The organism is Pseudomonas sp. AC255 (assembly GCF_979258175.1).
The window spans coordinates 4,821,830-4,834,738 of the sequence record NZ_OZ409841.1 but is presented as its reverse complement, the minus strand read 5'-3'; the positions used below and the strand labels follow the sequence as shown (position 1 = coordinate 4,834,738).

The 12,909-nt window shown below is 60.8% G+C and carries 7 protein-coding genes and 4 pseudogenes; 2 read left to right on the top strand and 9 right to left on the bottom strand.

Going from position 1 to position 12,909, the window contains the following annotated elements:
- Nucleotides 1–4: 4 nt before the first annotated feature.
- The 3 genes and pseudogenes from ACZZ0K_RS21800 to ACZZ0K_RS21790 all read right to left on the bottom strand — a co-directional run bounded on the left by ACZZ0K_RS21800 (nt 5) and on the right by ACZZ0K_RS21790 (nt 1,766).
- Nucleotides 5–280: a phosphopantetheine-binding protein gene (locus ACZZ0K_RS21800; protein ID WP_252879300.1), complete on the bottom strand. Its 276-nt coding sequence runs from the start codon at nt 278–280 to the stop codon at nt 5–7.
- Nucleotides 258–1,066, bottom strand: a pseudogene (locus ACZZ0K_RS21795) (lysophospholipid acyltransferase family protein). The gene ACZZ0K_RS21800 and the pseudogene ACZZ0K_RS21795 overlap by 23 nt, the downstream one beginning before the upstream one ends.
- Nucleotides 1,042–1,766, bottom strand: a pseudogene (locus ACZZ0K_RS21790) (beta-ketoacyl synthase chain length factor). The pseudogenes ACZZ0K_RS21795 and ACZZ0K_RS21790 overlap by 25 nt, the downstream one beginning before the upstream one ends.
- A 356-nt stretch (nt 1,767–2,122) precedes the next feature.
- Here ACZZ0K_RS21790 and ACZZ0K_RS21785 point away from each other — a divergent pair.
- Nucleotides 2,123–2,893 carry a ParA family protein gene (locus ACZZ0K_RS21785; protein ID WP_024011296.1) on the top strand — a complete coding sequence of 257 codons (771 nt, stop codon included), beginning with the start codon at nt 2,123–2,125 and terminating at the stop codon, nt 2,891–2,893.
- A gap of 129 nt (nt 2,894–3,022) precedes the next feature.
- On the opposite strand, the gene trxC is transcribed toward ACZZ0K_RS21785, so the two are convergent.
- Nucleotides 3,023–3,457, bottom strand: coding sequence for a thioredoxin TrxC (trxC, locus tag ACZZ0K_RS21780; RefSeq protein ID WP_258707491.1), 435 nt, complete (start codon nt 3,455–3,457; stop codon nt 3,023–3,025).
- Between the two features lie 200 nt (nt 3,458–3,657).
- Here trxC and ACZZ0K_RS21775 point away from each other — a divergent pair, with 200 nt between their 5' ends.
- Nucleotides 3,658–4,107, top strand: a complete 450-nt coding sequence (locus ACZZ0K_RS21775; RefSeq protein ID WP_258707492.1) for a helix-turn-helix domain-containing protein — start codon at nt 3,658–3,660, stop codon at nt 4,105–4,107.
- Here ACZZ0K_RS21775 and selO read toward each other — a convergent pair.
- The 5 genes and pseudogenes from selO to ACZZ0K_RS21750 form a co-directional block, all read right to left on the bottom strand.
- A complete protein-coding gene (selO, locus tag ACZZ0K_RS21770) occupies nt 4,050–5,513 on the bottom strand; it encodes a protein adenylyltransferase SelO (RefSeq protein ID WP_258707493.1) in 1,464 nt (487 codons plus the stop codon). The two genes, ACZZ0K_RS21775 and selO, sit on opposite strands and share 58 nt — an antisense overlap.
- A 48-nt stretch (nt 5,514–5,561) precedes the next feature.
- Nucleotides 5,562–8,915, bottom strand: a complete 3,354-nt coding sequence (gene mscK / locus ACZZ0K_RS21765) for a mechanosensitive channel MscK (RefSeq protein WP_095181005.1) — start codon at nt 8,913–8,915, stop codon at nt 5,562–5,564.
- 34 nt (nt 8,916–8,949) lie between these two features.
- Nucleotides 8,950–10,692 carry a potassium/proton antiporter gene (locus ACZZ0K_RS21760; RefSeq protein WP_056787420.1) on the bottom strand — a complete coding sequence of 581 codons (1,743 nt, stop codon included), beginning with the start codon at nt 10,690–10,692 and terminating at the stop codon, nt 8,950–8,952.
- Between the two features lie 314 nt (nt 10,693–11,006).
- Nucleotides 11,007–11,606, bottom strand: a pseudogene (locus ACZZ0K_RS21755) (methyl-accepting chemotaxis protein); the annotation flags it as partial.
- A 303-nt stretch (nt 11,607–11,909) separates the two neighbouring features.
- Nucleotides 11,910–12,566: pseudogene (locus ACZZ0K_RS21750) on the bottom strand (MCP four helix bundle domain-containing protein); the annotation flags it as partial.
- Nucleotides 12,567–12,909: the final 343 nt, after the last annotated feature.

The window sequence follows — 12,909 nt, the reverse complement described above, 5'->3', positions numbered from 1 at the left end:
GGTCTCAAGCTGCCTGTTTTGCCGTGACGAATGCCGCAAGGCTGGCCACGTTGGTGAAATGGTTGCGGGTGTCCTTGGCATCGGCGTCGATCTTGATGCCGTATTTTTTCTGGATCGCCAGGCCCAGTTCCAGCGCGTCCACGGAGTCCAGGCCGAGGCCTTCGCCGAACAATGTCTGCTCGTCGCCGATGTCCTCGGTGCTGATGTCTTCCAGGCCCAAGGCATCAATGATCAGCAGTTTGATGTCACGCACCAGGCTAGCGGTGTTCAGTTCGCTCATCTGCGGCGAGCTCCTTAATGAAATAGTCATGCAAATAATCGTTGAGCTTGCGCGAGGCCTGCGGTGCGGGGCCTTGCGCGGCGAAGGTCTGTGGGTCTATATCGGCCCCCACGCGAAAACTGAAGTGCACGCGGCGATGGGGGATGCGATACCACGGCTCGGCTTTGGTCAGGGTGGTCGGGCTGACCTTGATGATCACCGGGGTAACGATTTTCGCACCGCGCAAGGCAATTGCCGCCGCCCCCGATGAAAGGCCGGCGCCTGCCCCGGCTGGGTGCGGGTGCCTTCGGGGAAAATGATCAGGGTCTGGCCGTCCTGCAATGACTGCGCGGCGGCGTCGAGCATGTCCATGCTGCCGTCGTTGCTGATGTACTCGGTGCGGCGCAGCGGGCCACGGGTGAACGGGTTTTCCCAGAGGTTTTTCACCACGCAATTGGCGTGGCGCACCAGACCGATGAGAAACACCACATCGATCAGCGACGGGTGGTTGGCGATGATCATCTGCCCCGGGCGACCGAGGCGCTCGGCACCCTCAATGTCGTAAGTGAGCACGCCGGTGCGCGCCATGAAACGCACGAAAAACCAGAACAAGCGACTGACCGTACGCCGCGCGCGCAGGCGATGGACCAGCGCGTCACCGGGCAGGCAGCCGAGCAGCGGAAATACCAGCAGGCGCAGACACAGCCCGCCGAGCCCGAACAAGGCGAAGCTCGCAGCAGTGGCCAGCAGGCGCCAGTAGTAGGCGTCGCGGTGTTTGGCGGTCACGGGTTGCGATGCCAGGTCCATACACGATTTTTCCACGCATGTTGGCAGTCAGGTTGCTGGCCGAGCAGGGTTCGCAGCAGGTTGAGCGCGTGCGGCCAGTGCGCCTTTGACCGGGTTTCGGTGCTGCTGTTCAGGGTCAGCCGCCAGTCGGTACCGGGCGTGAGCAACAAGCCCAGCGCATAAGGGAACGGCACATCATCGACCCACTGCGAATACGCCTCGGGCGGCTGCTCTTCGGTGATCACCAGCAGCACCGCCGGGGCGCCTTCATCAAGCAGTGCCGCCGCTTCGAGCATGCCGTGTTCGAGGCCGTCGCCAGCAGCGGCGAGGGCGGTCATTTCGCTGGTTTCACCGCGCATGATCGACCACAAACCGATGATCGCGTTATGCACCGACAGGCTGAATTGGGTCGGCGACAAGGGCTGCTCGGTGGCCAGATCGCGGAGGATTTCAAACGTGCGGGGGTTTCGCCGTGCCGCGAGACGAACACCAGCGGCAGATTGTCCCGCCCGTCGGCCAGCGGCCAGCCAACGCTGAAGGCCATCCGCGCCAGGCGGCTGAGGCGGCGGCGCTGCATGGCCGGCAGAAACGACACATCGGGCGCGGCATCACTGCTCTGCAGCACGACCGGTTGTCGGCTCCAGGCCTGCCAGGCGTCCACGCTGTCGAGCCCCGGGGCCCACGCGCGCCATTGGGCGATGTTGAAGTTGATCACGGACATTCATCCCGCCCCTGCGGGCTTTCGTTGACGCGTTGAGTCGCCAGCGCCGCAGCAGGCTTGGCTTGGCGCAGGGCGCCGGGTGGCGCGCATTATCCCGGTGCGACGGGTGTGTAGCAAATGTTGGTTACATTTTGCCCAACAAAATGTACCGAGCGGTTCGCTGCATGGCTATCACTTGGCCATTATCCAGATTTGACGCGGCGTGTCTGTCAGGTGTCTCCGTAATGGCTGGCGGTTTTTTCCATGCCTGGGCGTCGATTTTTACACCTGACGACGTAGTCCATGTCGGTGAAGGTAGCGAAGCGCGGTCACCGGCAACTACACTCGGTCATTCTTTGATACACGGAGGTTTGGTCATGCGGCGCGTGGTGTTCAATCAGAAAGGTGGCGTGGGCAAATCCAGCATCGCCTGCAATCTGGCGGCGGTCAGCGCCAGCGAGGGTTATCGCACGTTGTTGGTCGACCTCGATGCCCAGGCCAATTCCACTCAGTATCTGACCGGGCTCACCGGCGACGATATCCCGATGGGTATCGCTGACTTCTTCAAACAGACCCTGTCCTCCGGGCCGTTCTCGAAAAAGAATCAGGCGGACATCTACGAAACGCCGTTCGACAACCTGCACATCATTACCGCCACCGCCGAGCTGGCCGACCTGCAGCCCAAGCTCGAGGCGAAACACAAGATCAACAAGCTGCGCAAGTTGCTGGACGAATTGTCCGAGGATTACGACCGGATCTATCTCGACACCCCGCCTGCACTGAATTTCTACGCGGTATCGGCGCTGATTGCCGCGGATCGAGTGTTGATCCCCTTTGACTGCGACAGCTTTTCACGTCAGGCCCTGTATGGGCTGATCGCCGAGATCGAAGAGTTGAAGGATGACCACAACGAAGGATTGGAAGTCGAAGGCATTGTGGTCAATCAGTTTCAGGCGCGGGCCAGCCTGCCACAGCAGATGCTCGATGAGTTGATCGCCGAAGGCTTGCCGGTATTACCGGTGTATCTGAGCAGTTCGGTGCGCATGCGCGAGTCGCACCAGGCCAGCATGCCGCTGATCCACCTCGATCCACGGCACAAGCTCACGCAGCAGTTCGTTGAACTGCACAATCTGCTGGAAGACCACTGATTCCCCGACTCACACGCAAATCCTGTGGGAGCGAGCCTGCTCGCGGAGAGGCCGGCACATTCAACATCGGCGCTGAATGATCGACCGCCTTCGCGAGCAGGCTCGCTCCCACAGGGGATCTGTGGTGGGTCAGATGCCTTGGCTACGCAGCCACGCCATCAACTGCGGCAATGGCAACGCACCACTCTGGCGCGCCACTTCCCTGCCGTTCTTAAACAGAATCAGACTCGGAATCGAGCGAATCCCCAACTGCGCCGACAATTGCTGGTTCGCTTCGCTGTCGAGCTTGGCCAGCCGGCACTTGCCTGCCAGCTGCGCCGCAGCCTGTTCGAACACCGGCGCAAACGATTTGCACGGCCCGCACCAGTCCGCCCAGACATCCACCAGTAACGGCACATCGCCCTTGATCTGACTGGCGTAATCGCCTTGCTTGAGTTCGAAGGGTTTGCTCAACAGCACCGCAGACTTGCAGCGCCCGCATTTGGGCTGGTCAGCCAGGCGCTCGGCGGGGATGCGGTTGAGGCCGTTGCAGGTGGGGCAGGGGATGAGGAGTGGGGTGGTCATGATGGGCTCTCGGGCAGGAAGTCTTTGAAGACTGATCTGGAGTCGAAGTCGCGATTATCAAGTAATTGTTCTGTAAGTCATGACCTTCTTTATTTGAGGAAAGCGCCTACGCATATCGGTGTGGAGGCTGACTATCTGGATTTCATCGAGTCGGTAATCTTGTGCAGCCCTCAACGATATTTCTCTTGGACTTCCATGCAATGACCACCAAGACTGCGAAACGCTTTTCCCTCTCCGAGCTTTTGCATAGACCGAAAAACGAAGACGACTACGACGCTTTGGTATTGGCAATTGACGAACTGCTAGAAATTACCGGCGCCGATGAGTCGCATCCGTTGATGAGGCTAGTGGATATAATTGGCGACTGGATTGAGGAGTGGGATCACACGCATCACCCAATGCCGGTGCCAAGTGGCGCAGAAATGCTTGGCTATATGATCCGTGAGCACTCCCTGTCTCAGAGCGATCTTCCAGGCGTTGGATCAGAATCGGTGATTGCGGAAATCCTCAGTGGCAAGCGTCAGCTCAACCTGAGCCAAGCACGCTGGTTAGCTCAGCGCTTCAAAGTGTCGATTGAGGTATTTGTTCCCGCTCAGGAAGAACAACTGATCTCCAAATGCTTGCCCCACTCCGGCGGTCTCTCGGCGTAACTTTCCATTCCCGGCTGCTCGTCGAACGGTTTGCTCAGCACCGCATGCAGCCGGCGCACCTCGGAATAGTCGCCTTGCTCGGCCGCATCGATGGCTTTTTGCGCAAGGTAATTGCGCAGGATGTACAGCGGATTGACTGCATGCATCCGTGCGCGGCGTTGTGCCTGATCGGCATTGCCGTCGCGGCCGACGCGGGCGACGTAGCGTTCGCCCCAGGCATCGAAACCTTTGATATCGACAAAATCGTCGCGCAGGCGGGCGATGGCCTGTTCGGCTGACTCTTCACCGAGGCGGCGGAAAAACAGCGTGTAGTCGACGCCGCTGTTCTGCATCAGTTGCAGCAGGTTTTCCAGCAGTTGCTGGTCCTCCTCCTCGGCGGTGGTGAAGCCGAAGCGACGGCGCATCAGGTCGAGGTAGTGCGCCTGGAACAGCGGCAGGTACAAGCCGAGGGTTTCACGCAGGGCCTCGACGCTGATGAACGGCGTCAGTGCCTGGGCGAGCGCGCTGAGGTTCCACTGGCCCACCGGCACCTGATTGCTGAACGAGTAGCGACCCTGATCATCGGAGTGATTGCAGATGAAATGCGCGTCGAAGTCATCGAGGAAGGCGAACGGGCCGAAGTCGAAGGTGATGCCGAGGATCGACATGTTGTCGGTGTTCATCACGCCGTGACAGAAGCCGTAGGCCTGCCACTTGGCGATCAGCTCGGCGTTGCGCTCGACGATCTCGCGAAACATCGCCAGATACGGTTCCGGTTGTTCCAGACACTCGGGAAAGTGCATCGCCAGCACATGCTCGCCAAGCTGTTTCTGCTGCTCGGGGCGCTTGGTGTAGTAGAAATATTCGAAGTGGCCGAAGCGGATATGGCTCGGCGCCAGACGCAGCACCATCGCCGCGCGTTCCTGCTTTTCCCGCCAGACCGGCGTGTCGGAGCCGATCACGCAGGCTGCCCGCGAAGATGGAATGTTCAGCGCAAACAGCGCCTCGGAGGCGAGAAACTCGCGAATCGATGAGCGCAGCACCGCGCGGCCATCGCCCATGCGTGAAAACGGCGTCTGCCCGGCGCCTTTGAGGTGCAAGTCCCAATGCTCGCCAGCGTTGTTGTACACCTCACCCAGCAGCAGGCCGCGCCCGTCACCCAGTTGCGGGGTATAACCGCCGAACTGATGCCCGGAATACACCATCGCCCGTGGCTCGGCATCGGCCCACAGCTTGTGGCCGCCAAACAGTTGCGCGAATTCTTCGGTTTCGGCGCTGGCCGGATCAAGATCCAACAGAGCCAGGGCGGCCGGGCTGGCGACCACCAGACGCGGATTGTCGATCGGCTCGGGCAGCACGTGCGCGGAGAACGCGTCGCCCAGGCGGGCAAAGCGGTTGTCGAAAGTCAGTTCGTCGAGGGCTTTCACGGGCCGGCTCCAGCAGAATGTCCGAGCATTCTGCTGGGACCATGTCGGTTAGTCGAGTTTGCTCGGTGGCGGTTCCGGCAACGGTTTCTGTCCGTCGACGATCGGCACGATGGTTTTGTTCTCGGGCTCCACAGGCACCATCTTGTATTCCTGACCGTGGAGGTTCTTCAGATAAACCTCCATCTGCCGGAACGAAATGTTGATGTGCTGCTTCTTGAACTCGCGATTGATGAAGCGGTTGACCTCATCCAGCACCGGGTTGCGGTCACCGAGATCGCGCACATGCATGCGCAGTTCGTGGTCGAGGGTGCTTTCGCCGAAGTTGAGGAAGTACACGTGTGGCTCAGGTTCTTTGAGCACGCGCGGGTTCTCCCGAGCCGCTTTGAGCAGCAACTCCTTGACCAGATCCAGATCCGAGCCGTAGTCGACGCCGAGTTTCAGCGTTACGCGGGTGATGGTGTCGGTCAGCGACCAGTTGATCAGTTGCCCGGTGATGAACGTTTTGTTCGGGACAATGATGTCCTTGCGGTCGAAGTCGGTGATGGTTGTGGCGCGGATGCGGATCTTGCTCACCGTGCCCGACAGGTTGCCGATGGTGATGGTGTCGCCGATCCGCACCGGGCGTTCGAAGAGGATCATGATGCCGGAGATGAAGTTGGCGAAGATCTCCTGCATACCGAAACCGAGGCCCACCGACAGCGCTGCCACCAGCCATTGCAACTTGTCCCAACTGACGCCGAGGGTCGACAGGGTGGTGACAAAACCAACGCCGGCAATCACGTAGGACAGCAGCGTCGTTGTCGCATAAGCGCTGCCCTGGGCCAGATTGAGTTTGGACAGCACGAACACTTCGAGCAGGCCGGGCAAGTTGCGCGCCAGAGCGAAGGTGATACCGATGATGATCAGCGCGCCGAGCATGTCGCCGATGCTGATCGGCACCATGCTCATGTTGGCGCCGGTGCCGCTGGTGTATTCGTAAAGGGTGATGTTGTCCAGATACGAGAACACCGAAATCAGGTCCGACCAGACCCAGTACAGCGCCGCGATGAAACCGCCGAGCAGGGCCAGGCGGATCAGGCGCAGGGACTGTTCGTTGACCTTTTCGATATCCAGCGTCGGCTCTTCGATCACCGCTTCGCCGTCGCCGGCCTCTTTCGCCGCCTGCCGCTTGGCCAGCGCGCGCTGGTAAGCCAGACGCCGCGCGGCAACGCTCAGGCCCCGTACGAAAGTGGCCTCGATCACTAGCCAGAACATCAGCAGGTACAGGGTGTTGATCAAACGGTCGCTGAGTTTCAGCGCGGTGTAGTAGTAGCCGAAACACACCGCAACAAACAGGGCGATCGGCAGCAGGGTGAACATCACTCCGACGGCTTTGCGGAACAGCGAAGCGTTCTGGTGCGTCGGGCTGCTGATCAGCAGGCGACTGAGCAGCCATGCCATCAAGGCGTAGCAGGTCAGCACCACCGGCATGCCGAGCACGTCATCGGCCAGCGCCGCCGGTTGCAACTCGGCGACGGCCACCACGGCCACCAGCGCCATGACCACAAGGCCCAATCGACGTACCCAGCCCTGAAGGAACTCGACCTGCGGTTTTTCCCAGCGGAAGTGCAATTCCGCCACGCCACCCGGCGCGAGAATCCGGTACGCGGTGTAGAACACCAGCCAGGCCTGGCCCATCTGCAACAGCGCCGCGCCCATGTTGGCGTTCTGCCCGCGCGCGTCGATCTGCAGGGCCAGACCGCACAGCGCCAGACCCAGCGCCACCGGCATCGCCAACAGGATGTTGATCAGAATCGCCTGCGGCGTGTGCCACTGGCTGTCGCGCTTGAAGTGGCCGATGTCCTGGTGAACCTTGTTGAGTCTTCCGTATAGCGCTTTGCGTCGCCACAACAGGGCGCCGATCAGCAGCGCCAATGGCAGAAACAGCAATGGCCGCTGGGTCAGGCCGTCAGTCAGTTCGCTCAGGCTCGACGCCCAGGGCAGGGTGTTGACCTGTCGCTCGAGACGCTCGGGCACACCGCGCATCCATTCCACATCCAGCGGTTTGTTGCTGGGGATCCAGAACATCTGTTCGTCGAGGGTCGCGCGCAGGCTTTGCGCGGTGCTCAGCAGTTGTTTCTGGTTGAGCTGCAGGGTGATCGATTCGTTGAGCATCGCGCTCAACTCGCGGTTCAGCCGCTCGAGCAGATCAGCGCGGGTGTTGGCCAGATCGAGCAGGCTTTTGCGCAGTTGCGGGGTGACTTGCTCTGGCGGCTGCGTGGCCAGCAGATTGTCGACATAGGTCGCCGGATTGCTCAACAGCTCCCGCTGCTGGCTGACATCGAACTGATACAGGCGAATATCGGCAATCTGGTCGGCGAGGTCGCGGTCGACCTTCAAGTGCGGTAGCGCCTGCTTCTGTTTATAGAGGATTTTCGACAGCAGCAGGCTGCCCTTGAGCACGCTGATCTGTTCGTCCAGTGCCGAATCGCTCTGGGTCAGGGTGTCGAGTTGCTGTTTGGTCTGCAGGTTCTGCTGCGTGACTTCGTTGAGACGGTCGGTGCTCTTGAGCAAATAGTCGGAAAGCTTGAGGTTGGTCGCGCTCTCGCTCGCCAGCAGGCTGCTGCCGCCGGCCTTCTGCGCTTCGATCGATTGCTGGGTGACGGTTTCCTGCGACTGCGCCAGACGCTTCTGGTTGATCAGGGTTTGCAGTTCCTGGATCTCGCGGTCCAGGCGATCGGATTTCTCCGAGAGCAAGTCATGCTGAGCGTTGCCCAGATCCTGCAACTGGGTGTTGCCAGCCAGTTCCTGGCGGCGCAGCGGAATCAGCGCATTGAGTGCGGCCAGTTCGGCGTTCAACTGGTCGCGCTGTTCGGCGGTGACCGTTTTGCCCGTGTCCTTGCCGGATTTGAGGATGGTGTTGATCTGCTGGATGCGCGTCTGGCTGGCGGAAATCTCCGCCTGCGCACGCTCGGGGCGAGTCTGCGCGGTGATGATCAGACTGTTGGCTTCGGCCAGGGCTTTTTGCAGATCGCTTTGCTGGGTCGAGCGATCGGTGAGGATCTGCTCCAGTTGCTGGATCGACTCTTTCGGAAAACGTTGCGCTACCGGCACCGGTGCGGTGGCCTTGAGGCGGCTCAGTTCGCGGGTATTTTCAATCGTCTGCTTCGGCGCGTTGGCCAGCTGACGCTTGAGATCGATCAGCTTCTGCTCGTAATCACGCTGGTTGTTCAGCTGGTTGAGGGTGTTCTGCAGGACGGTCTGCAGGGTCTTCTTGTCGGCGTCCGGCAGTTTGCTGTCAGCCAGCTTGTCGAGGCTGGCCTGCACGGCATCGCTGGACGGTGGTTCGGCAGCATGCAGCGGGCCGACGACAAGACTGAGGCCCAGCAGGGCCGCGGCGAAAAAGGAGCGCAGGGTAGGCATAGAGACCGGTCAAGCAAGTGAGAGTGGAAGCAGTTTAGAGGAAGAGTCCGGGGCCCGGGCGACTTCCTTCGGGGAATCTGACGCCCACTTTGCCGATCTTGTTCCCGTCCATGACCGCAACCGTCCAGTGGGTGTTGTTCCACTCCACCTGGTCGCCGACGATGGGGGCGCCCCCGACTTTTTGCGCGATGAACACGCCCAGGGTCATGTCCGGATCGATGCCTTCGGCCGGCAAGCCATACAGCGCTGCAACCGCTTTAAGCTGGGCGTCTCCTTCAAGCACGAAGTCGCCGAAGAAGCGCAGATCGAGGCCACGTTGCGGCGCCTGGCTGAACAGTTTGCCGAGGGCCGACAAGTTGTGTTCATGGCCAATAACACACAGCAAATCATCGACTTCCAGCACCGTACTACCCGACGGATGGAGCAGTTGCTGGCCACGAAACAGCGCCGCGATGCGTGTGCCTTCGGGCATTTTCAGCTCACGCAGGGGCGAACCGATGCACCATTTCTCCGCGCCGAGCTTGTAAACGAACAGTTCCCACTCGCTGGTCACGTGCACTTCCAGTGCCGCCCGGGATATCGGCGCGGGTTCTGGCGGAACGGTCACCTTGAGCAATTTGGCCACCCACGGCAGGCTCGTGCCCTGCACCAGCAGCGACACCAGTACGATAAAGAAGGCCAGGTTGAAATACAGCTGCGCTTGCGGCAGCCCGGCCATCAGCGGGAACACCGCGAGAATGATCGGCACCGCGCCGCGCAAGCCGACCCAGGAAATAAAGGCTTTTTCGCGACCGTGGAAGGCCTTGAACGGCAGCAGTCCGACCATCACCGACAGCGGCCGCGCGAACAGGATCATCCACAGCGCCAGACCGAGGGCGGGCAGGGCGATCGGCAGCAGATCGTGGGGCGTGACCAGCAGGCCCAGCACGAGGAACATGCCGATCTGCGCCAGCCAGGCCATACCGTCGAGCATGTGCAGAATGCCGTGGCGGCTACGCACCGGGCGGTTGCCGATCACCAGACCGCACAGGTACACGGCGAGAAAACCACTGCCGTGCAAGGCGTTGGTCAGCGCGAACACCACCAGACCGCCAGCGATGATCAGAATCGGATAGAGCCCGGCCGCGAGATTGATGCGGTTGACCAGTTGCAGCATCACCCAGCCGCCGCCCAGACCGATCACACCACCGATGCCGAACTCGCGGATCAGGTGGGTCAGCAGGCTCCAGTGCAGGCCGGTTTCGCCGCTGGCGAGCATGTCGATCAGGGTCACGGTGAGGAACACCGCCATCGGGTCGTTGCTGCCGGATTCGATTTCCAGACTGGCGCTGACCCGTTCGTTGAGGCCTTTACCGCCGAGCAGCGAGAACACCGCAGCGGCGTCGGTCGAACCGACGATGGCGCCGATCAGCAGGCCCTGAATCAGATTGAGGTCGAACAGCCACGCAGCGGCCATGCCGGTCAGCCCGGTGGTGATCAACACCCCGACCGTGGCCAGCGACAGCGCCGGCCATAACGCCACGCGGAAACTCGACACCCGCGTACGCAAGCCGCCGTCGAGCAGGATCACTGCCAGGGCGAGGTTGCCGACCAGATAGGCCGTCGGGTAGTTATCGAAAATGATCCCGCCACCATCGACCCCGGCAGCCATGCCGACCGCGAGAATGATGACCAGAATCGGAATGCCGAGACGTGAAGAAAGAGAACTGACAAGAATGCTTGCGCCTACCAGCAACGCGCCGATCAAGAACAGGCTGTTGATGGTCGTCGCATTCAAAGGCAGTACTCCAGAAGCGTAAAGACGGGGGCACAAACTGACCATGCAGTCTGCGTGCCAGCGATTCTAACCTGTTGAAATGTGATGCTGTCAAAAAGGTTTTCAGGGTGCATCAGGTTTTGCGGCAGGCGGAGGATTGCGGCCCTCACCCTAGCCCTCTCCCGGAGGGAGAGGGGACTGACCGAGGTGTTTGTGCAGGTTACACCGACTTGCAATATCGAGCCGAACTCAAAATCTGAAAGGCCCTCAATCAGCTCCCTTTCCCCCTCGCCCCCTTGGGGGAGAGGGCTGGGGTGAGGGGGTAGCCTTTGATCTTAGAGGCTGAACCGCCCAACCATGTTGTTCAAATCCAGCGCCAGGCGCGACAGCTCATTGCTCGCCGCGCTGGTCTGATTGGCGCCGGTTGCCGACTGCACCGACAGATCGCGGATATTGACCAGGTTGCGATCGACTTCCCGCGCCACCTGCGCCTGCTCTTCGGCAGCGCTGGCGATGACCAGGTTGCGCTCGTTGATTTCGACGATGGCGCTGTTGATCGTGTCCAGCGACATCCCGGCGCCACGGGCGATGTTCAGCGTCGACTCGGCGCGCTCGGTGCTGTTGCGCATCGAATCCACGGCATGCTCGGTGCCGCTCTGGATGCTGCCGATCATCCGTTCGATTTCGCTGGTCGACTGCTGGGTGCGATGGGCCAGGGCGCGCACTTCGTCCGCCACCACGGCAAAACCACGACCGGCCTCACCGGCACGGGCCGCTTCGATCGCTGCGTTCAATGCCAGCAGGTTGGTCTGGTCGGCGAGGCCACGGATCACGTCGAGCACCTTGCCGATGTCGCGGGATTCATTGGCCAGGTCGCCGATCAGCGACGCGGTGCTCTGCACATCGGCGCTCATGCGTTCGATGGCGCTGACGGTTTCCTGCACCAGATCACGACCGTCGCCCGCCGAAGTGGTGGCGTTTTTCGAGGCTTCCGAAGTGCTGACCGCGTTGCGCGCGACTTCTTCGACGGCGCTGGTCATCTCATTCACGGCGGTGGCCGCCTGCTCGATTTCGTTGTTCTGCTGGGTCAGGCCGCGAGCACTTTCATCGGTGACGCTGTTCAGCTCTTCTGCGGCAGACGCAAGCTGTGTGGCCGAACCGGAGATGCGCTGCAGGGTATCGCGCAGCTTCGATTGCATCTTCGCCATCGCCGCCAGCAAGCGCCCGGCTTCATCTTCGCCATCGACATGGATCGGCTGGGTCAGGTTGCCTTCGGCGATGGTTTCCGCCGCCTCCAGTGCCTTGGAAATCGGCTTGGTAATGCTCACGGTCAGCAGCCAGGCGAACAGCAGGGTCAGGCCGCTGGCGATCACCAGCAAGGTCACCACCAGATTGAACGACATCGAATACTGATCCTTCGCGCCCTGGTCGGTTTCGGCGATCTGCTGGGTGTTGATATCCAGCAAGCGCGCCAGCGCGGTATTCACCGCTTCCGAATTGCTCAGCAAATCGCTGTTGAGCATCTGCCGCAACTCGTCGATCTGATTGTTGCGCGACAGGGTTTTCATCCGCTCTTCGAGCTGACGGTACTGCGCCAGCAATTGCACGTACTGATCGTACGCCGCACGTTCCTGCGGGCCTTCGATCAGTGGCTCGTATGCGCGTTGCGCATCGGCGATCTGGCGATTGCGCAGGTCGAACAGTTCGATGGTTTTCTGCTGCACGTCGGGTTCGCGGTTGATCAGCAAACGATAGGAGAGCACGCGCAGGCGCAGGGTCAGTTGGGTGAATTCGTCCAGAGCCTTGATCGACGGCACGCTGGCGGTGGCGATGTCTTCGCCGGCCGCGCGGATCTTGCTCATCTGGTTCAGTGCAAACACGCCGAGGATCAACATCAGGCCGCCGATCAGGGCGAAGCCGGTGAACGCCCGTGGGGCGATGTTCATATTGCGAAGGGACATGGGCGGATACCGAAAAGGGCCGCATCCATGCGGGCAGAGACTGCTGTATGGGTGACTTATCGGTCATACGACTAAAGTCTTGAGGTGGTGTGCGTATTTGTCGCAGACAGGCTTGAGCGACGAAGTGCAGGAACCAGATCGACCAATCACAGTCTTTTAAACTCGCGAGAAGCTTCGCCACCCAGGAAAATCAAGGCCTTGCGCCGGTTTAACCCTGGCATCCGTGGTGACTTTTCTTTATCGTACGCGCCCTTTGAAAAACGCTTGGAAGATCAAA

Bases quoted from the DNA above. Each gene is read 5' to 3' on its own strand.
- ACZZ0K_RS21800 (WP_252879300.1), bottom strand. From the start codon at position 280: ATGAGCGAACTGAACACCGCTAGCCTGGTGCGTGACATCAAACTGCTG.
- ACZZ0K_RS21785 (WP_024011296.1), top strand. From the start codon at position 2,123: ATGCGGCGCGTGGTGTTCAATCAGAAAGGTGGCGTGGGCAAATCCAGC.
- trxC (WP_258707491.1), bottom strand. From the start codon at position 3,457: ATGACCACCCCACTCCTCATCCCCTGCCCCACCTGCAACGGCCTCAAC.
- ACZZ0K_RS21775 (WP_258707492.1), top strand. From the start codon at position 3,658: ATGACCACCAAGACTGCGAAACGCTTTTCCCTCTCCGAGCTTTTGCAT.
- mscK (WP_095181005.1), bottom strand. From the start codon at position 8,915: ATGCCTACCCTGCGCTCCTTTTTCGCCGCGGCCCTGCTGGGCCTCAGT.